Consider the following 20,161-nt stretch of genomic DNA (forward strand, 5'->3'; position numbering starts at 1 on the left):
AAGCCGTGGGCAGAGCTTAGCAGGCCCGCCCCAGGCTGCAGTGCCCTACCAACCCCAAGGCCATGCGCGCTAGAAATTCCAGGCCAACTGGGCACTAAAAAACCGGCCCCGATCACCACGAATTACAGAAAAGTTGCCGGGCGCCAAAGGCTGATCCAGGGCCTCATCCCAAATGATCTCACCGCTTAAATTCCGCGCCGACAACACTAAATTCCAAGACTCATCACTGCGACCCAACACCAGCCGAGCGTTGTATTGCGTGGTGGCATCTTGGCGAGTACGCGGATCCAGATCGCCATCCAGGAACTGGCTGCCCTGGTAAATCACGTCAAAGGCAAAATTGGCAAACAAGCCCCAGGGCGCGTAGTAAGCACTGAATGACGGCACCACGCTGGCCGTCCAGCGCGGCGCTCTTGCCACAACTTGCCCACTGAGGTCTTGGCTCGGCGTTGTGCACAGGGGCGCTGGCCCCTGTTCGTCGGCAGCGCTGCCATCAACAAAATCACATAAGGGCAAGGGCAAAGCATTCACGAGGGGATTATTCAGCACACCCGTCGGCGCATCCGCAGGCGCCGGCGCATCCGGGTAGGAGGTGTAACGGGTGTCCGCAAACCCTACTGTGGCTAGAATTTTCATCCCTGGCAGTGGGGGCAAGATGGTGAGATCCATCTCAAAGCCTTGGGAGCGAGCTTCGGCGGCAGTCAGAATGATGAAGGTACCCTCGCCAAATGTGTTCACCTGTAAATCACTGAAGTCCGTATGGAACAGGGCAGCGGTCAGACGCATGGCCCCACCCAGCAAACGGGTCTTCACCCCCAATTCGGTACTGTCAGCGCGCTCAGGCTCATACTCCAGGTTGCGATCATTCAGCGGCAGGCCATTAAAGCCGCCACTTTTAAACCCCCGCGACCAGGTGGCATAAGCGCTCAAGGTATCGCTGGCCTTGTACTTCAGGCCGAACTTCGGCGAGAACTCGGACTCTTCCCGGCGGCGCACAGACTCATGCGGCTCCACATCCGAAATCAAGGTGATGAAGTTGCCGTTGGCCTCGCTAGACATCAAACCATCTTTGGTTTCCTCCCCCACACGCAGCCCCGCAATAATCCCCCAATGCGCGTCTAAGAAATACTCCACCTGCCCAAAAGCGGCGTAGGCCTGTCCATCCTGGCGCAGCAACACATCCGCCGATTCAGACACGCCCACAAGCCCGCTAATCACCTGAGCCAGAGTGTCGAAGGTGGGCCGGAGCACGCCGCTAATCAGGCCCTGCGGCAGAGGAGTATCGCCAATCTCGGCTGCGGTGATGTAGCTTCCTGCTGCGCCCAAATCTTCTAGTTCAAAGAGTTCAGCGGCATCTAAACTGGCATCGAAATAAAACAACCCCACCACAAAATTAAAACCCCGGCCCCAACCAAACATGCTGTCGGACTCTCCGACAAAGCGTAGCTCTTGGCTGAACTGGCGATAGGGGCTGGGCTCTAGCAGGCGGTTGCGGATCACCGGCGCAGCCGTGAAGTCGGCATCCAGGTCACGGTCAAGCAGGCTGTATTCGGCCCAACTCGTCACCGAAGACAGGCTGGCATATTGCATCGCTCCCCACGGTTCAAAGTCGTAGTCCCAGTTGGCCTGAACCCCCTGAGTCCGGGTACGGATCAAGGTGGGCACGTTGAGCGAGGTGCGAAAATCCACAACAGCATCGGCCGAAGGGTCATAAGACTGCGCCAGCTCCCGCATGCTATCGGTGAACACGGAGGGCTGGTACAAACCATTGTTAAAGCTTTGCTCCGAATAAAACGCCCCTAGGTCCAGCTGCCAAGCCCCTCCAGGTTGCCAGAGCAACCTGGCTTTGAGACTTTCCTCATCCACGTTGTACTCCGGCCGCTGCAAAAAGGTGTTGTGCAGCAGACCGTCATTGCGCATGAAGTTGCCCGCCACACGCAGCGCCAGAGTGTCATTGAAGGGAATATTCATCGCTGGGCGCATGGCCTGCTGACCGAAATCACCCAGCAGCAGATCCACCTGGCCGCTAGGGTAAAAATCTGCTCCCTGGGTGACCACGTTCACCACACCTGCCGTCGCATTCTTGCCGAACAAGGTGCCTTGAGGACCACGCAAGATTTCAATGCGGTCTAAGTCATAGAAAAAGGCGCTCAGGAAGTTCGAGCGACCGTAATACACGCCATCGATCACCGTGGCGACCGATGGCTCAAAACCGGCATTGGTGGAGCTGGTGCCGAAGCCACGCACACGAATTTGTCCCCCTGCCGGCTTCACGGTGATCTGCGTGTTGGCGGTGTAGCCCGCGAGTTCATCCAGTTCTACAATGCCGGACTCGCGCAAGAACTGACCATCGACAGTACTCACCGAGGCAGGCACTTCCTCCAAGCTTTGCTCGAGCTTTTGCGCAGTGACGGTAATGGTTTCCAAAACCCGCCCCGCCCCCTCCTCAGAGTTATCGTCGCGAGGAGTTTCTTCTTGGCTTAAGGGAATCACGGGCAGAGTATCCGCGCCTGCGTTATCGGCCGATTGCGCACTGAGCCCAGGACTCAGGCCCAGCCCCGCAACAAACAGCAAAGCGCGACCGGACCCCGCAGGCCAACCATAGGCGCAGAGCAAGTGGCGCAGCGGATGCATCATGATCATGGTTTTTGCTGATGAGCGAGGCTGCGGCGTCCCGGTACGCCAGCGCCGCCGCCCGCATCTCGCTCCCTCACTCCGTGACTCCCGGCCCCTGTGTGGGAGAGCTGAACAAACCAGCCTCCAAAGGCTGGTTTTCCTGGATGGCGCTAAACCGATTGCGCATTTCAGAGCCATCCGGGAATCGAAACACCGTGCCGCGCAAACGCAAGTTTTGCGCATCCACTTCCAGCACAATGCTCTTCAGCAAACGGCGCCGCCCCGACTGCTGCGGCTCGAGCTCAAACTGCCAAAGACCCTCGGCTTTACGCCCCTGGATGAAGGCGTAGTTCTGGCCGAACTCCTCAATGGACACGGGAAAGCCAGCCTGGAGTAAGGCCAAGGCCTGCTGAGCGGCCGGGTTATCGGCTGCATCCAAAGAAAACTGCTCGATTTCGTCCAGCAAGGGATAGCTCACCGTCAGCAACTGACCCGCCCGTACCGCAATAGTTTGCGGAGGTTGTCCCAACTCCCAGCGCATATGCTGTGGGGGCTGTACCCACACCCGTCCCTGGGCCACCAAGGGCCGCGACAAGGTTGCCAAAGCGCGCTGTTGCTCGACCTCAGCCACAAAGCTGCGCAATTGGCTTTGCCGTTGTAGCCAACCCTCCAGAGCTCGTTCAGCATCGTCTGCAGCCGTCGCCGTCAGGCTGATTATCAGGGCCGACAGAGCCCACCATTGCTTCACGCCTCATCTCCTTGTTGTCCCGGTTGCGGCTGGGCGCTACGCCACCATTGCGGGAGCAAGGCCAGCGCCACCACAGCCGCCAACAGTACGCCCGTGGCGCACACCCGCCCCAGGCTGGCAAGACCCACATTATCGGCCAAACCCAAAGAGCCGAACCCTGCTGCGGTGGTTGCCGCAGCCAAGATAATCGCTCGGCCTACGGTGGCATGTAGCTGATGAATCTGCCCTCCGCAGCGCTGCAGGGCCAACTGCACATGAATGCTGTAGTCCACGGCCACACCGAGCAGCAACGGCACCGCCAGCAGATTCATTAAATTCCAAGACCACCCCATCAGCACCATCACGACCTGCAGTAACACCACGCTTAGCCCCAGGCTGAGCAGGCTGAGCAACACCGATGGAACACTGCGATAGGCCAGCCATAACAACCCCAGCAGGGCTACCACCATGGGTATGAATACGCGAAGGGCGTCCGCTTGCATCACCTCCAGTAACGAGGCCGAGGCCAGCTCCCAGCTGGCCAAAAGAGCGCCGGGCACCTGCTCCACCTCTGTGGCCAGGGCCTGCAACGCCGGACCAGACTCCTGTGCCCCCAGCTGCATTCGGCCCATCGCCAGTACCTGGGTACCTTCGGTCGCAGCAAAGCGCCGCTGTAGCCATTGTGTACCGGCTTGATCCCAGCGTATGCCTTCATCAGCCCAAGCAGACCAGGCCTGCATCATACCCAAGACCAGTTGCTGAGCCGGCCGTGCAAAACCCGCATCGGCGATGGCCTGCACGAACTCCTGTCGGCGCTGCGCAAGACTTTGTAGGGCCAAAGCATTGGATGGCGCAGGCTGCGGCCACAACCGGGTGGGCAAATCCAAGCGTGTCAGCACGCCCTGAGTGAGCAAGGGCTGCAGCTGGCGCTCCAACATCTCCAGGCGCTCAGCGACGGCTGCGCGGCTATGGCCTTGAATCAACACATAAGGCCCCTGGCCCAAACCCGGCATGGCTTGCTGAAGTTCCGACAGAACTTGACGTGGAGGGCTGTTCTGTAAGCCTAGAGCTGCAGTTCCCGGATCCACCAAAGGTGGGCGCCACCACAAAACCAGCGCAGCCACAACCAGCAAAGCCCCGCTGGTAGCCCAGGCCAGCCCCGCTGAAGGCACCAGCCGCGTCGGCATAGACACGCTGACCGCAGGGCTCTCTACGCGAGGCCTACGGCGCGCCAGCGGCCACAAAAACGCAGTAATCATCAGTACCGCAGCAATGGCAATGCCCAGGCCGACCAGCACTCCCAACTGCATCATGCCCGGCAAACTACTGCGCCCCACCAAGAAGAAGGCCCCGGCTGTGGTGGCGGCCGCCCAAACAATGCTGGGACCAATAGCCCGCCGTGCGAGACGGCTGTCTTGATCTGGCCTGGCCAGCCACTGTTGGTACAAGAGCAAGGCATAGCCTGCGGCCAACCCCAGCAAGATGGCCCCAAAACCCAAGGAAATCACATTCAGAGGCTGGAACAACCAGCCAGCTACCGCCATGGTGAGGACCAATACCAGCACCAGCAAACACAGCATCCAGGCCAAGGGCGCCCAGCGCCGATACGCGATGAAGAACAACAAGCCCACCAATACCAGAGTGCTCAGCCCAGCCAGCCGCAAATCTTGTAACAAACCCTGACCGAAATAAGCCTGGATCACGGGGGTTCCGGTCAGCCCAACCCGCCAGCCCGGCTCTGGCGGCACCAGCTGCTGCAATAGATGGTCCAGCTCCTGGCTCCAGGCATAGCTGGCCTGCAAGCCTCTAACGGACTCTGGCAACTGCACATAGACCAACCGAGTGCGCCCATCTGTGCTCTGAAAGGGGTCCTGCGCTGGCTGGATGGAATCAGCACCTGGCAGGCGCGTCAAACCCAAAGGGTCCAGGCTCCAACGCCCAATATCTATAGGCGAGAAGGAGGTCGCCACGCGCTGCAATGCGCGCTGCAATACCATTGGCACATGCTCGGCACGCAAGCTCTCGACAAGATTCTTTACCGCGTCGGGCTCGGAATTCCACCATAAGGCCGCGATCAACTCCGCCTGCGCTGCAAGATCTTCTCGCCAAGGGCTCAGATACAGCACCTCAGGGCTAAGCTCATGTCTGCGGATGTGAGCGGCCACCAATTCAGCCGCCTCCCGAGCCTGGGCTGGGCTATCGGCATGGATAACCACCATCGCCTCGCGATCATTGCCGAAGGCCCGTTGGTAGAGATTCAGAGCGCGGATCACGGGTAGTTGCTGAGGCAACAAACCGAAAATATCGGCCTGCAGCCGCAACTGAAACAGCCCACCCACGGCCACAGCCAACACCGCGAGTAGAGAAGCCCAACCCAGCCGGCTCATGGCGGCAGCACCACGCGCAGGCTTTCGCCGGTTTTAGGCTGACGCAACTGCCAAATATGCGGCGCCACAGTCTCCACCTCCCAGCCCGCTGGCGGGGCTTCTCCAGCCACAATGTCCGGCAGTGCAAACCAAATAAAGCGCCCGCGTGGAGGTGGCCCATAACCACCATAAGACCGCTGCTCTTCCACAAAACGGATCGCCCAACGCCCGCCCCAACGACGTGCCGTAAACAAGGGCAGCGGGGCTTTGGTGAAACTCAGGTATAGCTCGCCATCGTCCGACTCAGCCATCACCAAATCACCCAGCAAACGCGGCGCACCGTCTTGGGCTGGCTGCCACACGGCCTGCCCGCTACGCACCATCCATTTCGGCGCACTGAGATCGGTCGCCGGCAGTTCGGGCTGAATCAAAGCGCAGCCACCGAGCAGCAACGCTAGCAACATGGCCAAGCGACTGCAGCTCATAGGCCGCCTCTCTCCACACAGCAGAAACAATGAATGCATCGCATAGACTGGGCCCCATCGGCGGCTGTCAAAAGCCTTTGTTCTAACGCCGGCTGACTACGATTGAATGACGGCCCCTCCACCTTCGTGCACCCCTCCCGGCGTCAAAGGTGTCGCCGCAGAAAATCGACCTGATCCTGCACCACACCATCCCATAAGGGCGGAAGGTAAGGGTCAAAGTGGCCACAGTCATAACAACGAGTTTCTGCATGCGGCGCCCGCCTAGCCGCTGCGTGGGCCAAGGCTGCTGGCGTGACCTGATCCCGCTCGGCAATGGCATACAAAATGGGACAGGAAATGCGCGCTGCATCGCGCCCCGGCCGGTACCGAGCAACATGCAGCGCAATGCGTGCACAAACTGCGTTCTGCCAGAGCGAGTCTGCTGCGGTCATCGCCGCGAAGCCGGGCTGGGCATCCGGAGTGTCCATCACCGCCAAGCTGCCCGGCGCTCCCACCGCAGGCACTCGATAAGGCCCAAACCCCAGCGCAGACTGAAGCACATCTCTGAGCCCAGCCCCACTGAGCTTCAGAGCATGCCCCAAGCCAAGCGCGGGCAGGTTCCGCAGACCATCGCAAAATGGCACCTGCGCCACGACGGCGGCGATGCCTGCATCACGGGCGGCCAGATGCTGCACATGCCCTCCAGAAAACGAGCTACCCCATAGTGCAATGCGCTGGTCGTCCACCTCCGGCATAGCTCTGGCTGCGGCAATGGCCGCCATCCAATCCTGTTGCTGGCGAGCAATACTGAGTAGCTGCCTAGGCTGTCCTGCACTGTCGCCAAAGTGGCGATAGTCGAACAGCAACACCACATAACCAGCGGCACAAAACTCCTCGGCATAGGCGCCCAGAGCCTGGTCGCGCGTCGCCGAAAAACCATGTGCCATCACCACGCAGGGTGCGCAGCCATCCAGCTCTGCCGGCTTGTACAACCAGGCCGCGCAGCGTTCTCCCGCAGACTCAAAGGCAAAATTGTCACGCATGATTGTGTTGTCTCCCCAAAAGTGCGCAGCAGGGACGCTTGACCGTGGACCAGATTGCACGGAGGCGCAAGACGCAGCGGGCTACACCGAGCATAGCCACCATCAAGAAGCGGCCTCTTGGCGCACCAGCACAGGAGCAGCCCCTTGCGCAGCCATTATGCACTTGGCTGGCGGCTTAGCTCAGGTGCGCTAAGCTCCCAACGATATGCGTACAGGGGCGAAGCACATGCGGAGCAAATGGCCCGGCCTAAGACTGCTACTCATCATCATAGGCCTATTGCAGGGTTGCGCTGTGGCAGGCGCCGCCGCCGGCGTCACCAAAGCCGCGGTCAAAACTGCGGGTAGTGTGACGACTGGCGTGGTCAAGGGGTCGGTCAAAGCGGGGGGCGCGGTCGCCGCGGTTCTTGTGGGCAGCCCAGATGAGCCCGAATCCGAGGCTGTTGCGCTGAGCGCTCAATGCAGCATTCGCTGTTCTGGCCAAGACTATGCTCTGGAATGTCCGGCGAATTACAGCGCGCGCTGCGATTGCGCCAATACCCCACCGGCGAGCTGCATCCCCGTCGCTGTGCAGCCCTCACCCACCCCCAAACCTACTCCGTCTCGAGTCGATCGGCTGGCCGGACAGTAGCGTGAAAGCCAGCGTCATCCTGCTGGCAGTGTTCTTCACATTTTCTTGATGCGCCGCTGCCGAGCATGGGCGCATGGACACCGTATTTGTAGATTTTGAAGGCGTACTCATCACCGCCTCTAGCTATGCCCGCGCGCTGCGCGAAGCGCATGATTCCAGCGATCGGGCCAGCCATTTCGACCCAAGCTGTATTCAACGCCTAGACAAGCTCTGCGCAGAGCAAGGCCTGAAAGTGGTTTTGAGCACCGACTGGCGTTACCACAGCAGCTTCGAAGATTTGGCCGCCGCACTCGGCCGCGCCGGGTTGCAAGCGGATGTTGTTGGCGCCCTGGCTAAAGACCCGGAAGGCGCGCGCAATGAGCATCGCGGTGAAGCCATTGGCGCTTGGGCTGCTGCGCACTCCGTGCAGCGGCACGTCATTCTGGACAGCCATATTGAGCGCCTGCCTGGTCAGCCCTGGGTCATGGTCGACCCTGACCTTGGCCTGAGCGACTCAGACCTGCGCCGAGCTGAAGATTTTTTGCCCCCAGTGGCTCTTGAGCCCGCGCCGGAGCTGCAGGCCGCCTAAAGTTTAGCTCGCTGCCGGGACAACCCAAGACACCAGCTTAAAAACCCTCTATCGGCGCCAGTGCCAATAGGCATTCAGCAACAATGCTGCTAGCGCCCATAAGCCCAATAGCGCCAGAGTCAATGGCCAAAGCCAGCTCCACAGCGTTTCCCAGACGATAGCGCCCTGCAGATTCCAACCCTGGCGAAAAATGCCGGCAGGGTTCACCCAAGTGTCGAAGGCTGTCATGCACACGCCGGGCACTAGGACCAGAATCAGCCAGCCCCACACGAGCAGTCTGCAGGACTTGCCATGATCTACTGCGATTTCCGCTCTGCGGTCGCTTTCTACGCGCTTCATCGTCAAATAGAACAACTATCCTCTGCAGTATCGCCCAGAAATCGCCCGGGAATCGCCTCATCTAGCAAAAATCTCGCAACGATCCGCTAAGCCCTACAGGCTGCTAGGCGGCGGCTCATTCGCGACCCAGTCGCCAGCGCTCCCAATCTGCCGGGATGCTGCCTAGCTCTCGCTGCATAGCCTGATCACAGCGCCAAGAAATCTCGTCTGGGGCATAGCTGCTAAAGCCGTAACGCGCGTAAAGCGCGCGGGCTTCCACCAAGGGCGTGACGGTTTCCAAGATCACGCGCGTGTAGCCCAAGCGCTGGGCATGAAACAGTGCAAAGCGCATGAGTGCATGACCAAGCCCCTGCCCCCGAGCCTGCGGCAAAGCATACATTTTGCGCAGCTCACAACTCTGTGCATCGACTTTTTGTAAGCCCAGAGTTGCCACGATACGGCCAGACGCGTCCTCGACTACGCCAAAGTAGCCCTGCTGCTGATGATAAGACTGCTCCAGGGTGCTCAGGTCTTTATCCATGCCGGTGGCATCTGGGCGCAGGCCATATTCTTCCAACACCTGAAATATGAGGGCCTGCACGGCAGCGCAGTCGGCATTGGTAGCGGCGCGAATCTGCATCGCAATAAGAGGAGTTGGCGAGCTCGCGATTCTAGCCCGAGCAGTCTTAGGGAGGTGCTGAAGAAATCCGCGAGCGCAGAAAGGTGGCTCGCCGCCGGCGCGCAGGACCCGCAGCATATGGACGATATGTGAGGAGTGCGAGCACCGCCGGCGAGCCAAATTGCCAGCACAGCGATTTATTCAGCATTTCCCTGGCCTCTGGCCCGGCGCATCTAAACAGCAAAGCTTGCCAAAGCGGCCGCCGCAAACAGACACTGACGGGCCGTGATACCCCACCCCACCAAGCGAATGCCAGCTGCCGCCGAAGTCCCCCTCTCAAATGACCAACTCGTCGACAGCTTGGCCGAACAAGGCTGGGTGGTTTGCCCGCAGTTTCTAAGCTCTCATGAGTGGCTACCGCTGCTGCACCGCGCGCAGGCGCTGCATGCAGAGCAGTTGATGCGGCCGGCCCAGATCGGCAGCGGGGCCCAGCGCCAGCGGCGCAGCGATATTCGCAGCGATGAGGTGCTTTGGATCGATCAACTCGATGCCACCACCCGCGTTTACTGGGAGCGCATGGAGGCACTGCGTCTACAGCTCAATCAAGCCCTGTATCTGGGCTTGGAGCGGCTGGAGGCACACTGGGCCGCCTTTGCGGCCGGCAGCTACTATCGCCGCCACCGCGACCAGTTTCAGGGCGGCCGTCAGCGCGTGGTGTCCTGCATTTTTTACCTCAACGAAGACTGGGCCAGCGAAGACGGAGGCCAACTTCGTATGTACCTGGAGAACCACGATAGGCCTTTGGACGTGTTGCCCCAGGGCGGCACGCTGGTCGCATTCTTGAGCGAACACATCGAACATGAGGTTTTGGCCGCCAGGCGCAACCGCTACTCCATCACCGGCTGGTTACGCCGCCGCGACGACTTGCCGGTGTAAGCCCTAGCACCCTCCACACACGTGGCGCCGCTTGGCAACGGAATACCCATTGCCGGCGGAGCGCGCCTTGTATCAGACAATGTGAAGAGCTCACATAGGCAACGCACTTCTATTAGTGGACACTGGGCTCGCAGGGCGGTAAAGGATGAAATATTTTCGCATTGGCCCCAATGTATAGCCTTGAGTAGTGCCATGACACTGGGCACACACAACAGGATCGGACGATGACGAAATTGGGATTAGCCCTGGGCAGCGGCGGTGTACGCGGCTTTGCTCATTTGGGCGTTATTGAAGTGTTGGAGCAAGAAGGCATTCCTATTGATGCCATTGCCGGCTCTAGCGCGGGTGCGGCGGTGGGCGCCATGTATGCCTTCAGGCCCAAGCTTGCGCCATGCCTCACCCAGGTTCGGCATTACCTGAACTCCGAGCTCTACGACAACACCAAGCTCGGCTATTTGCGGCAAACCGAAGAAACCCGGCAAAACTTCTACGACAAAATGAAGGTGCGCCTGGCACAAGGCGCCGTGTTTGCGACCTCGGTTACGAAAAACGCCTTATTTACCGAAGAAGTGTTGCGCACCAACGTGGAATACCTCATCCCACCGGTCAACATCGAAGAATCCTTGATTCCGCTATCTGTGGTCACCTTCGACCTCAGCACCGGCCGCGAAATTATCTTGCGCGAAGGCCCATTGGTGCCCGCCATCATGGCCAGCTGCGCCATCCCCGGTGTGTTTCCGCCTGTAGCCCATGGAGACTACATGCTCATGGACGGCGGCATTATCGACCCGGTTCCGGTCGCGCACACCCGCGACTTAAGGGCTGATTTGGTGGTAGGCGTAGACGTTGCTCCGCTGCCGGATGCCCTCAAACCCCTGGGAACCAGCTACGAAGTGGCCATGCGCGCCGCCGACATCTCCCGCTTTAAGCTGAAAACCTTATTGCTACGCGAAGCCGACCTGGTCATTAATGTGCCCTTGAACGACGTGTTTTGGGCCGACTTCTCCCAGCTGGAACATTGCGTAGAAGCCGGTCGCGAAGCCGCCCGCGAAGCCTTACCCCGCATTCGCGAAGCGCTGGGCCACCCGGTGGAAGCTCTGCCCAGCCCGGCAACATCAGCCGCCCCGCGGCCTACCGAAACCGACGACGCCTCGGCGTAATCGCAACAGGCGAGCCCTTAGGGGGGCCTCAATGCCTAGCGTCGTGCCCGCAATGCAGCCTCATAGCTACGCCGCGCCCACAACGCCGCCTATTCAGGGTCATCGTAGATCTCATCCGGAGCCTGCCAGTACGACATCTGCATGGTCTTGCCCTTCTTTTCATAGCGAAAAGGCTGCAGACCGCGCTCGCGAAATGTGGCTTCGATGTCGGCGTCTACCTTGAAATAAATCACCTCGTCGGCCACCAGGGCAAACATCAAACCCTGGTGATACACCCCATAGCCACCAAACATGGCCCGGACCGACACCGCGCCAAAGTCCCGGAAGATTTCCTCCACCCAGATTGCCGTGTTGGATGTCATTTGCCCTCCTCCCATGCACGCGCCTTGCGCTGCAAACTCTAGCGACTAACTGCGGCTGGAACGAACCTGGAGGCCCCAGGGCATCTATCGCTCGCCGTCAAAACAACCAGCCCGCACCAAAACCCAGGCTGGCCTGTTTCGTTGATTTTGGACCATAGTCGCTTTTGGGGCCGCGCCCTGAGGAAAGGAAGCTAAGCGGTGAGGGCGCCACAACTAATCTTCGTCGGGATCTTCAGTGTTCGGTTCGGGCTTACGCCGTCTGCGACCTGAGATGAACATTGAAGCCACTCCAGTTACTGTGCCGCCCGCGAAAATAGTACCGGCGACAGAGTGCCCGGCAACAATTAGCCCGATACTTCCAAGCAGACAGATCAAACAAAGTAAGAAGGCATAGTGTTGGCCGCGGGCGATCTCTGCGACCGTTCCATTTAAAGCGGTCGATTGCAGAGCATGTCGATGTTTTTGCTCAGACTCTGCCATTTCTACAATTCGATTCGAAAAGCCAGGGTCGACTTCATCGTAACTGCGCAGAGTGTCGGGGTGCGGAATTGGTCCAGAAAAGCTCTGTGAGGCTTCAACCGAAATTGAAACGACTTGTTCAGAGGAATCTCCATTGCTCGGGATAACCTCACTCGCTTCTTCGGATGATTGGCCTGAACTTTTCTCTATCAAGGCTTCCAGCAACACATCAGCAGGAAGATGTTCCAGAGCGTGCTTTAGCTTGGACTTTTGGCCTTCGTCATCATCAGAAGCGGCACTACTCATGCCGTAATTTTTCCCTTTCCGAGGCTATAGCCAAGCTCAAGCCTGAACCGACTTTGACCCAATCCTCTGCCAATGCATCTAATGCACTCGCTTCAAAATCGATAACTTCAAGGAGATCGCTAGGCGAGTCGTTCTTCAGAAAGCCAAAAAACGGACGCCGCTTTCGAGCGGCCAAGTTAGATACAAACCGGTACTTCAGCTTCTTCTCTTCCTCAGATGCAGTGAAGTGGGCGCAGTAATTATCGATCGCTTCTTTCAAAGACGATATTTGATGATCACTGAGGTGTGTGGTCGAGCGCTTGGATGATTTGAGCACGACACGATTGACACCGCTTTCGATGCTGCTTTCCGGGCGTATGTAGACATGAAGAGCTTCACCCTTTGAGCGCCTCAATAATCGCCTCGGTCTTCGTTTCCTATCTGCAGTCATCTTCTCACCTCTCGGACACGCATTCTACTCCGTTCATGCAAGTTGCGTGCTGTCATTTCGAAGAATAAGGCCTAACATACTGTTTTCAAGGCTTTTCTCCCGCGGAGTTCGCTCGGGCGACTGTGTTTTGGTCGGTTTGCTGGATGAGCGGCCCAACACCCTAGCTCAGCGGCGCTTGCGAGTGGGCGAGGGTCGGCGTAGCCAAACGCAGCCTGCTTGCAAGTGTCCGACTGAAGCGCATTGTTGGGCATTACATGCTCCGAACTATAACGCCCACTATGGCTGCGCCCATGCCACCACTCAATAGCGGAACTGCCACAAAACGCATCCACCACTTTAGCCCCGACTCTGTCTCTATTTCCCCCGTTTTTCTGGATTCCAGAAGCGTAATGAAGAGCCGATCGGCTTCAGCTACAGTTTCGCGATGCAGTTCACTCACAGACTTATCGGAACGAGCAAACGCCTCATAAACATCGTCCTGATCATCTAGCTGGACTTCAAAGTAAAGATCAGCGCCGTACTCGTTTCGCGACACTCGACACGCAGTACACTTCGGTAACTTCAGCTCGATTAACGCCCTTAGATCTTCCGCAAAATGGATCAGGTTGCTTCGATAGGACCAGTCCTTAAAATCGTAACTAACAGAAATCGAAAGCTCGGCACCCGACGCAAGATTTCTGACTGAAAGCTGATCGAGGCCTGCAGTTCGAGCAATGGGCCTGTATATGGAGATCTCGAAGCCAGGTGGGATATCACTACCCTTGACGCCTTGCAACTCTTTTGGGGCGAGTATGGTTTGGTACCTGTCAGCAGGGTTAGAGGTCGCTTCGACAATGCACTTCGTTCCATCTCTCAGCGGCACCGAAGTGTGTTTCGCATTGAGGTCCCGACCATGAAGCAACACACGCCCATCGCTTTCGAAATTCAACGGTCTGCTCAATACTTGCGTTCCAGTGATGCCCAACAACTATTGAACGGACATTGGCCGCCCAATCGCCTAAAAGTAGGCAGTCTCAACGCGATATGGCGGTCAGTACGGCCCAGCTCACCGCATAGCTTGTGTGTATACGCGGTGTAGGAGGCGTGATTAGGTCATTGGCGGTATAGCGTGCAGGCCTAAGCCGTATAAATGCGGGCTGTTGTACGCCAGCGCGTCGGTTCGGAGCTGAGCGGTGTTGATACGCGGTCACGCTGCCCTCCCAATGGCGGCCATGCTCAAGAATGGCCCGGTGACTTACTTCGTATTATGCGTTGTTGTGCTGCTAAGTGGTAATAACTGTTTGAACAGGCACAACCACACTTTCTCATTAAGCTAATTCATGGGTGTCTGAATCACAAGCGCCCTGCTCCCATTACTCGGCCACTATTGCTATAGCAGGCGTTGTTCGGAGCTAATTCCTTAAGGAAAGGATGGCCGCAATAACCCGGCTAAGGCCAGCAATAAACCGATGATGGCCACCACATCTGCCAGTACGACGCGGCGTAGCAACGCGTTGTAGTCGCCAACCTGCCAGGCAATCACAATAAATGCGGCAGCGCTGACCAAGCCCATGACGACGGCAGGCCATTGCCAGGCTGGCCGTAGTAAAGACAACAGCAAAAAGGCGCCTAGCAGACCAAAGAGGACGGCGCGGTGCTGCATCAGGATGCGCAAGTTGGGCTCGGTGAAGCTCAGGCCGTACAGGGCCTGTAGACGGGTGGAGCCCAATACTCCGGAGAGGGGCAACACGTGGATGACACCGGCGACGATTATTCCAAGGGTTTTCGCAACTTCAAGCATATGTGGGTACCTGGCTGGAGTGGACATAGCGGCGGTTGCACAGTGGCCAGCTAGGGCAATCCCGTCGGTTTTTCTGGGCGGACGATTGAGGGCCTATTGCGGGGGCAATCGTCTTAATTGCGGCGCTGCCTAGGGCTTAAAGAGGGCAGGCCTGCGCCTGGAATTGTTCGACCTTGGCGTCGGCAATAAGCCGCATCACTGCCGGCTGCTGACCTTTTTCGCGGAAGCGGGTAACGGCCTCGGGCGTGGCCCAGGCCTCAAACACGTGCACACGATCCGCCAAGATGGGGTCGGGTGCCAACACATATTGGGAACATTCGGGGTGCGCGCGGGCCTGCCGAATCACGGGCTCGCAACCGCTCAAGAACGATTGCCGCATCAGCGGCTCCACCTGCAACCAGCCGGTTACTATGACCATTGCTTGTCCTTCCTGGATCGGGGGGCAGCGCAACTCCTGCGCTATCCCGCCATCATTTTACAGCCTCATGAAGCGAAAATCGCAAAGTGGGGCGCCCTGGGCAATCGTTTGGCTGCGTTAGAAATCGACGCCCCATAATTTGGCCATGCGATGGTCTAGCCCGCAGGCGACATGAGGTGTGAGTCGGGCTACGCCCAACTGCGTCAAATAATCGGCCAAGGGTTTAGCCATTGTGGTCTGCCCGCGGGCAATCTTGCATGCGCACATGCCTAGGGTGCTGGGCCACGCGTTCAAGCCAGGCATTGATGTGGGTATAGGGCTGCAAATCGAAGCCGCCTTCATGAGCCACGTGGGTGTAGGCATAGAGGCTGATATCCGCAATGGAGTAGTCCTGGGAAGCAAACCAATCCTGCTGAGCCAGATGTTTGTTCATGACTTCCAGCGCGCGGTGCCCGCCGGCCTGTTTGGCCTGATATTCGTCCCGACGTTCTTCGGGCAGGCCAAGGTAGTGCTGAATGTAGCGGGCCACAGCAATGAAGGGCTCGTGGCTATATTGCTCGAAGTATTGCCACTGCAACACCTGGGCCCGCTCAAAAGAGTCATCCGGCAACCAAGCCGAGCCCTGCGCCAGGTAGTACAAAATGGCATTGGACTCGGCCAAACAGCGGCCGTCGGCCAGTTCCAACACTGGGATTTTCCCGTTGAGATTACGCGCCAAGAATTTGGGCTGGCGTGTTTGGCCCGCCAGAATGTCCACATGCTTCCAGCGGTGCGAGCGCCCCATAAGGCTGAGCAACAATTTAATCTTGTAGCAATTTCCGGATTGGATATCGCCATAGACGGTGAGCATGCCAATCTCCCAACAGAGCCTGATGCGCCCTAGCCTATGCCGCTATGGCAGTGGGCTTCAATCAAGCCGAGGCCGTATTGGGCACACCCGAAGCGGCCGGGTTGAGTGGTTTCCGTCCGAACCCCTGTTGGTCCAAGGCCTTGGCCACAGCATCCTGCGCAGCCCTCGCCAAAGATTGTGGTGTATGCCCAGCAGATGGCAGCGGTGGCGTGTAAATCACGCGGGCGGTTAAGCCCGGGTTAGCCAGCATCCGCAGCAGGTGCGCCACCAAGGTGTCGTCACCCACAAATGGCGCTAGGTTCTGGCCGCCCCAGGCTGGGCCAAAGCTAATGGCGACCGGCGCAAGGTTCAGGCCGCTGTCCGTAGCCGCCACAAACAGGCGTGCATGGAAGGGCTTGAGCGCTAAGCCCTCGGTAGTGGTGCCCTCAGGAAAGAACACAAAGCTTTGCCCTGCCTGCACCAATGGCATGACCTGCTCGAGCAAAGGTGCGGCCCCACCCCGCCCGCGGCGAATGTAGAGGGTGCCCACGCTGCGCGCCAACCAGTTGATGACTGGCCAAGACTGAATATCGGATTTGGCCACAAAACGGACATGACCCTGCGCGGCCAGCAGAAAAATATCCAACCAGCTCACATGATTCGCCACCATCACACACGCGCCCTGTGGAGGTTGGCCAAGGCATTGCCAGCGAATGCCAAAGACCTGTAGCACGCGGCGACACCACCAACTCGCCACCGGCACTGCCGGCGCCCTGAGCATGATGGCTGTAGCTAAAATCACACCTAAGATGAGTACCGCCAATAACAGCGGCAAGCGCAGCATCAACAAAGTGGTGGCGAGCAAACGCATGCCCATTCTCATAGTCCCCAAAACGCAAACTGGCTCGATGCTAGTGGGGGTTTATGACAGTTTGGTCACGAGGGTGTGGCGCCACCCAGCCAGCCCTATTCGCCTAGACGCGCGTCCCATCAGCCCAAGCCAAAATAACCTCGCACACCCAACAGGGTGTTGCTGGTCGCAATAGCCGCCAGAATTAAGCCCATGACCCTACTGATGACGCTGGCACCAGAGTTGCCGATGAGCTTATGAATTCCGCTGGCGGCTAGCATCAACACCAGGGTAATCAGCACCACGCCAATCATGACGGCTACGGTTTGCGCTTGCTGCAGCAGACCGAAGCGCGCGTTTTCCGTCATCAACACTGCAGCCAACATGGCCCCTGGCCCGGCAATAGAGGGAACGGCCAAAGGAAAGATCGCGGTTTCGTGATGGTCTTCGGCGAGGCGAGTTTCTTCCTCAGGTTTGCTTTCGCCAAAAATCATCGACAGAGCAAACAAAAAGAGGACGATGCCACCCGAGATTTGAAAGGCCGACAGCGGGATAGACATGGCCGACAAAATAAACTCGCCGGCAATGACAAAGAACACCAGAACCACGGTGGACACAAGTGCCGCAAGCAGAGCGATGCGGCGCTTGGCCGCCGTATCGTAACCCCTTGTGACGGCAATAAAGACCGGCACCGTACCGATGGGGTCAATCACCGCGAAGAAGGCAATGAAGGTGGCGATGTAATCAATCATGCAATGGCCAAACTACAGTTTTTGTGGTGGAGCACTCAGCCGCTGTTGAACTGCGCCGCTGAGAACAAAGAGGGGGCATCAGGGATGAATGCTGCGCAGAATACTCGTGTCGAGAATCTATGGCTGCTCCCCACCAGCGACCAAGCGCAGTCTTCAGGTAGCACCGGTGCAGGGCCTCAAGCGCGTCGACGAATAAACAAGGCAATACCGCCTAGCACCGCTAGCCCACTGAGTGTCAGCCTTAAGCTGAGGGGCTCGGCCAACAACGCCACACCACCAATGGCGGCTAGTACAGGAACACTCAGCTGCACCATGGCCGAGGTCGACGAGCTAAGCCCTGGCAGCACCAAGTACCACAGGGCATAGCCCAGGCCAGAGGTTAGTGCGCCTGATGCCAGCGCATAGACCACACCGATAGGCTGAGCCTGCACGGCAAAACCACTTGCCAGGGCCGCCATCAGGGCAATAGCCGCAGCCCGCAGGAAGTTACCCGCAGTTTGCCTTAATGGATCTGGCACACCACGCCCGCGGAGCGAATACACGCCCCAGGCCACACCGGCCAAGCCCATGACTACAGCAGCCAGCAGTGGCGGGGCTTGCCAGCCGGGCAATAACAAGGCCAGTAGGCCCGTAGCCGCGATGAGCACCCCCACCGTTTGCGGGGCGCTGAAGCGCTCCCCCTGGTACAGCGCAGCCCCCATCATGGTGGCTTGCACAGCGCCGAACAACAGCAGTGCGCCGGCCGCCGCGGTTAAATGGAGGTAAGCCCATGAGAAGCCAGCGGCATATGCTAATAGAGCCAGGGCCGACACCCAGTTGCCCGCTCCGCGCAAAGCACCTCGCCGCATCCACACCAGGACGGCCAGTATCGCGGCACCAGAGACCAAGCGAATCCAGGTAAAGCTCAGCGCATCAATGCTCCCCTCAGCAAGCGCCAAGCGGCACAACACAGAGTTGCCAGCAAAGGCCAGCATGGCCAGCGCGGTGAACACACTCAGGTAGAGCGGTGTTAACGGCGCCATATGGTCATCCCGCCAGTTGAGGTGCGCGTGCTCATACCCCTGCACCGCACAGTTTGGCCATGTAGAGCTCGTTCACATACTCCCCGCTCACCCACATGCTGTTCTTTCGACAGCCCTCTTGCGTGAAGCCCAGGCGCTGATAGAGCGTGATGGCGCGCTGGTTATGCTCCATCACATTGAGCTCCAAGCGTGTGCCTCCGACCGACACTGCCCAATCCTCTGCATGCTCCAGCAAGGCTGTACCAATGCCGCGCCCCCAGTGACTACGAAGCACACCCAGCACCAGGTAAAACACGTGCTGAACCCGATTAAATGGCTTACGGGATATGTTGATGTAAGCCATAGGCCGCACCGCCTCCCAGGCAAGGAAGATGCGCTGGTCGTCGTTGCTGAGCATGGTGGTGAGACCAGCTTGCAAGTCAGGCGCCTGCAAGGCCCGCTCGCCGGCCTCCAGCATCATGTAGGGAGTTTGCGCATCGATCTGCGCACACAGCTCCAGGTAGGCCTGGGCCTGCGTGGGCTGGCAGCTCTTAATCTCCACCAGCGCTCACCGGAAGACATGGCTGGGCCGCCAGGGGGCGCCACCCCGAAGTGGAGCGCAGGCGGGCAGCCATACCTAGGCCGCCACTTGCCGTAGCTGTTTTTGGCGAAGCAATAAATACAAAGCCAAGCCCACAGCCACGCCGGGAACCACCCCCAGCACCAAGCACACCCAACCATGCCGCACGGCATAGTGTTTGGCTTCGAAAACGACCCAGATGGCCAAAATCAGCCAGCACACCAGAACATCGGTGGAGTAACCACTGGCGTAGGGGTTCACAAAACCTGCTGCGAAAGCCCCCCACACGTCGGGGTTGGCCAGCAGTGGGGGCACCACCACCAGAGCGAACACCAGCACAAAGCCGGCGGCAGACAGCCATAGCAAGGTCCGAAATACAGATACCGACATCACCTTCTCCCCAAAACCTTCAGTTTGTCTTACTCGGATGCGTTGCTCAGCATGCACTCTCCCGAGTGTGCCCAACAGGAGCGGGCTTGGCCATGATCGTGACCGCCACTCCGGAATAATCACAAGACTCGACGATTGACCATCCGCGCCTGGCGTAAAAGCCGGCCTGCTGATCGGTATACAGATACAACTGCGAGACGCCCTGGGACCACGCAGCCTGTTCCACCCACTCGATCAGTGCGCTTGCTATGCCCTGTCGGCGGAACTCTGGCTTGACGATGACACTGGCCAGCCAAGGCGATAAATCTGGCCTGTCGCGCATATCGTGTGCGACCAACATGGCCGCACCCAGCAGGCTCTCATCAGGGCCTAGGGCGATCCAAGTCGATGGCAGATGCTCCTGTTCACAACTGCACCGCAAGAACTCAATTCGCTGCTCCAGACCATATTGTGGATTCAGATATTGCCATTGCGCCTGCTGCAGGGCAGCCAACTCTTCTAGCAGACTGGGATGCTCTGCCAGTGGCGCCATACGGATCTTGGATTCAGACATATGCTC

At 58.7% G+C, this 20,161-nt stretch carries 24 protein-coding genes; 4 read left to right on the top strand and 20 right to left on the bottom strand.

Translation table 11 applies throughout. The features are described 5' to 3' along the window. Positions 1-69: 69 nt before the first annotated feature. From KI787_11520 to KI787_11540, 5 genes are all read right to left on the bottom strand, one after another. On the bottom strand, positions 70-2,643 hold the full coding sequence (locus tag KI787_11520; GenBank protein ID MBV6630581.1) for a TonB-dependent receptor: 2,574 nt from the start codon (positions 2,641-2,643) through the stop codon (positions 70-72). A gap of 67 nt (positions 2,644-2,710) precedes the next feature. Beyond that, positions 2,711-3,364, bottom strand: a complete 654-nt coding sequence (locus KI787_11525) for an outer membrane lipoprotein carrier protein LolA (GenBank protein MBV6630582.1) — start codon at positions 3,362-3,364, stop codon at positions 2,711-2,713. Continuing rightward, the gene (locus KI787_11530; GenBank protein ID MBV6630583.1) at positions 3,361-5,730 is read right to left on the bottom strand and encodes an MMPL family transporter; all 2,370 of its coding nucleotides are present in this window, start codon (positions 5,728-5,730) and stop codon (positions 3,361-3,363) included. The genes KI787_11525 and KI787_11530 overlap by 4 nt, the downstream gene beginning before the upstream one ends. Further along, on the bottom strand, positions 5,727-6,194 hold the full coding sequence (locus tag KI787_11535; protein MBV6630584.1) for a hypothetical protein: 468 nt from the start codon (positions 6,192-6,194) through the stop codon (positions 5,727-5,729). The genes KI787_11530 and KI787_11535 overlap by 4 nt, the downstream gene beginning before the upstream one ends. A gap of 143 nt (positions 6,195-6,337) precedes the next feature. Next, positions 6,338-7,216 carry an alpha/beta fold hydrolase gene (locus KI787_11540; GenBank protein MBV6630585.1) on the bottom strand — a complete coding sequence of 293 codons (879 nt, stop codon included), beginning with the start codon at positions 7,214-7,216 and terminating at the stop codon, positions 6,338-6,340. A gap of 226 nt (positions 7,217-7,442) precedes the next feature. Here KI787_11540 and KI787_11545 point away from each other — a divergent pair, with 226 nt between their 5' ends. Together KI787_11545 and KI787_11550 are read left to right on the top strand one after the other, a co-directional pair. Then, positions 7,443-7,844, top strand: coding sequence for a hypothetical protein (locus tag KI787_11545; GenBank protein MBV6630586.1), 402 nt, complete (start codon positions 7,443-7,445; stop codon positions 7,842-7,844). A 73-nt stretch (positions 7,845-7,917) separates the two neighbouring features. Next, complete coding sequence (locus KI787_11550; protein MBV6630587.1) at positions 7,918-8,412, top strand: hypothetical protein; 495 nt, start codon at positions 7,918-7,920, stop codon at positions 8,410-8,412. Positions 8,413-8,460: 48 nt separating this feature from the next. Here the strand turns inward: KI787_11550 and KI787_11555 are convergent, their stop codons facing one another. Both KI787_11555 and KI787_11560 read right to left on the bottom strand, forming a co-directional pair. Further along, positions 8,461-8,757, bottom strand: a complete 297-nt coding sequence (locus KI787_11555) for a hypothetical protein (protein ID MBV6630588.1) — start codon at positions 8,755-8,757, stop codon at positions 8,461-8,463. A 109-nt stretch (positions 8,758-8,866) separates the two neighbouring features. Beyond that, a complete protein-coding gene (locus KI787_11560; protein ID MBV6630589.1) occupies positions 8,867-9,370 on the bottom strand; it encodes a GNAT family N-acetyltransferase in 504 nt (167 codons plus the stop codon). 288 nt (positions 9,371-9,658) lie between these two features. Between KI787_11560 and KI787_11565 the strand changes: the two genes are divergently transcribed. Both KI787_11565 and KI787_11570 read left to right on the top strand, forming a co-directional pair. Continuing rightward, positions 9,659-10,285: a 2OG-Fe(II) oxygenase gene (locus KI787_11565; GenBank protein MBV6630590.1), complete on the top strand. Its 627-nt coding sequence runs from the start codon at positions 9,659-9,661 to the stop codon at positions 10,283-10,285. A gap of 224 nt (positions 10,286-10,509) precedes the next feature. Next, a complete protein-coding gene (locus KI787_11570; protein ID MBV6630591.1) occupies positions 10,510-11,445 on the top strand; it encodes a patatin-like phospholipase family protein in 936 nt (311 codons plus the stop codon). Between the two features lie 89 nt (positions 11,446-11,534). Here KI787_11570 and KI787_11575 read toward each other — a convergent pair whose 3' ends face one another. The 13 genes from KI787_11575 to KI787_11635 all read right to left on the bottom strand — a co-directional run bounded on the left by KI787_11575 (position 11,535) and on the right by KI787_11635 (position 20,155). After that, positions 11,535-11,807 carry a TfoX/Sxy family protein gene (locus tag KI787_11575; protein ID MBV6630592.1) on the bottom strand — a complete coding sequence of 91 codons (273 nt, stop codon included), beginning with the start codon at positions 11,805-11,807 and terminating at the stop codon, positions 11,535-11,537. Between the two features lie 213 nt (positions 11,808-12,020). Beyond that, positions 12,021-12,572: a DUF2335 domain-containing protein gene (locus tag KI787_11580; protein MBV6630593.1), complete on the bottom strand. Its 552-nt coding sequence runs from the start codon at positions 12,570-12,572 to the stop codon at positions 12,021-12,023. Next, on the bottom strand, positions 12,565-13,002 hold the full coding sequence (locus KI787_11585) for a hypothetical protein (GenBank protein ID MBV6630594.1): 438 nt from the start codon (positions 13,000-13,002) through the stop codon (positions 12,565-12,567). Before KI787_11585 ends, KI787_11580 begins: the two co-directional genes overlap by 8 nt. Before the next feature lie 250 nt (positions 13,003-13,252). Further along, positions 13,253-13,930, bottom strand: coding sequence for a hypothetical protein (locus tag KI787_11590; GenBank protein ID MBV6630595.1), 678 nt, complete (start codon positions 13,928-13,930; stop codon positions 13,253-13,255). Positions 13,931-14,401: 471 nt separating this feature from the next. Next, positions 14,402-14,782, bottom strand: a complete 381-nt coding sequence (locus KI787_11595) for a hypothetical protein (protein MBV6630596.1) — start codon at positions 14,780-14,782, stop codon at positions 14,402-14,404. Positions 14,783-14,918: 136 nt separating this feature from the next. Then, positions 14,919-15,200, bottom strand: coding sequence for a hypothetical protein (locus KI787_11600; protein ID MBV6630597.1), 282 nt, complete (start codon positions 15,198-15,200; stop codon positions 14,919-14,921). Positions 15,201-15,423: 223 nt separating this feature from the next. Further along, complete coding sequence (locus KI787_11605; protein ID MBV6630598.1) at positions 15,424-16,050, bottom strand: glutathione S-transferase family protein; 627 nt, start codon at positions 16,048-16,050, stop codon at positions 15,424-15,426. A gap of 61 nt (positions 16,051-16,111) precedes the next feature. Further along, complete coding sequence (locus KI787_11610) at positions 16,112-16,900, bottom strand: 1-acyl-sn-glycerol-3-phosphate acyltransferase (GenBank protein ID MBV6630599.1); 789 nt, start codon at positions 16,898-16,900, stop codon at positions 16,112-16,114. A gap of 119 nt (positions 16,901-17,019) precedes the next feature. Beyond that, positions 17,020-17,631: a MarC family protein gene (locus KI787_11615; GenBank protein ID MBV6630600.1), complete on the bottom strand. Its 612-nt coding sequence runs from the start codon at positions 17,629-17,631 to the stop codon at positions 17,020-17,022. 176 nt (positions 17,632-17,807) lie between these two features. Continuing rightward, on the bottom strand, positions 17,808-18,653 hold the full coding sequence (locus KI787_11620; GenBank protein ID MBV6630601.1) for a DMT family transporter: 846 nt from the start codon (positions 18,651-18,653) through the stop codon (positions 17,808-17,810). A gap of 31 nt (positions 18,654-18,684) precedes the next feature. Next, positions 18,685-19,194: a GNAT family N-acetyltransferase gene (locus KI787_11625; protein ID MBV6630602.1), complete on the bottom strand. Its 510-nt coding sequence runs from the start codon at positions 19,192-19,194 to the stop codon at positions 18,685-18,687. 75 nt (positions 19,195-19,269) lie between these two features. Next, a complete protein-coding gene (locus KI787_11630) occupies positions 19,270-19,602 on the bottom strand; it encodes a DUF2834 domain-containing protein (GenBank protein MBV6630603.1) in 333 nt (110 codons plus the stop codon). 46 nt (positions 19,603-19,648) lie between these two features. Continuing rightward, positions 19,649-20,155 (bottom strand): GNAT family N-acetyltransferase, encoded by a 507-nt coding sequence (locus KI787_11635; protein ID MBV6630604.1) that lies wholly within the window; start codon positions 20,153-20,155, stop codon positions 19,649-19,651. Positions 20,156-20,161 lie beyond the last annotated feature (6 nt).

Origin of the sequence: Oceanococcus sp. HetDA_MAG_MS8, from assembly GCA_019192445.1 — a bacterium.
Classification (GTDB): Bacteria; Pseudomonadota; Gammaproteobacteria; order Nevskiales; family Oceanococcaceae; genus MS8.

Excerpts from the sequence above, each read along its gene's own strand:
- KI787_11570 (MBV6630591.1), top strand. The coding sequence starts at position 10,510 with ATGACGAAATTGGGATTAGCCCTGGGCAGCGGCGGTGTACGCGGCTTT.
- KI787_11595 (MBV6630596.1), bottom strand. The coding sequence starts at position 14,782 with ATGCTTGAAGTTGCGAAAACCCTTGGAATAATCGTCGCCGGTGTCATC.
- KI787_11550 (MBV6630587.1), top strand. The coding sequence starts at position 7,918 with ATGGACACCGTATTTGTAGATTTTGAAGGCGTACTCATCACCGCCTCT.
- KI787_11540 (MBV6630585.1), bottom strand. The coding sequence starts at position 7,216 with ATGCGTGACAATTTTGCCTTTGAGTCTGCGGGAGAACGCTGCGCGGCC.
- KI787_11620 (MBV6630601.1), bottom strand. The coding sequence starts at position 18,653 with ATGGCGCCGTTAACACCGCTCTACCTGAGTGTGTTCACCGCGCTGGCC.
- KI787_11630 (MBV6630603.1), bottom strand. The coding sequence starts at position 19,602 with ATGTCGGTATCTGTATTTCGGACCTTGCTATGGCTGTCTGCCGCCGGC.
- KI787_11535 (MBV6630584.1), bottom strand. The coding sequence starts at position 6,194 with ATGAGCTGCAGTCGCTTGGCCATGTTGCTAGCGTTGCTGCTCGGTGGC.
- KI787_11615 (MBV6630600.1), bottom strand. The coding sequence starts at position 17,631 with ATGATTGATTACATCGCCACCTTCATTGCCTTCTTCGCGGTGATTGAC.
- KI787_11600 (MBV6630597.1), bottom strand. The coding sequence starts at position 15,200 with ATGGTCATAGTAACCGGCTGGTTGCAGGTGGAGCCGCTGATGCGGCAA.
- KI787_11575 (MBV6630592.1), bottom strand. The coding sequence starts at position 11,807 with ATGACATCCAACACGGCAATCTGGGTGGAGGAAATCTTCCGGGACTTT.
- KI787_11580 (MBV6630593.1), bottom strand. The coding sequence starts at position 12,572 with ATGAGTAGTGCCGCTTCTGATGATGACGAAGGCCAAAAGTCCAAGCTA.
- KI787_11610 (MBV6630599.1), bottom strand. The coding sequence starts at position 16,900 with ATGCGTTTGCTCGCCACCACTTTGTTGATGCTGCGCTTGCCGCTGTTA.
- KI787_11545 (MBV6630586.1), top strand. The coding sequence starts at position 7,443 with ATGCGGAGCAAATGGCCCGGCCTAAGACTGCTACTCATCATCATAGGC.
- KI787_11635 (MBV6630604.1), bottom strand. The coding sequence starts at position 20,155 with ATGTCTGAATCCAAGATCCGTATGGCGCCACTGGCAGAGCATCCCAGT.
- KI787_11585 (MBV6630594.1), bottom strand. The coding sequence starts at position 13,002 with ATGACTGCAGATAGGAAACGAAGACCGAGGCGATTATTGAGGCGCTCA.
- KI787_11560 (MBV6630589.1), bottom strand. The coding sequence starts at position 9,370 with ATGCAGATTCGCGCCGCTACCAATGCCGACTGCGCTGCCGTGCAGGCC.
- KI787_11520 (MBV6630581.1), bottom strand. The coding sequence starts at position 2,643 with ATGATCATGATGCATCCGCTGCGCCACTTGCTCTGCGCCTATGGTTGG.
- KI787_11530 (MBV6630583.1), bottom strand. The coding sequence starts at position 5,730 with ATGAGCCGGCTGGGTTGGGCTTCTCTACTCGCGGTGTTGGCTGTGGCC.
- KI787_11605 (MBV6630598.1), bottom strand. The coding sequence starts at position 16,050 with ATGCTCACCGTCTATGGCGATATCCAATCCGGAAATTGCTACAAGATT.
- KI787_11565 (MBV6630590.1), top strand. The coding sequence starts at position 9,659 with ATGCCAGCTGCCGCCGAAGTCCCCCTCTCAAATGACCAACTCGTCGAC.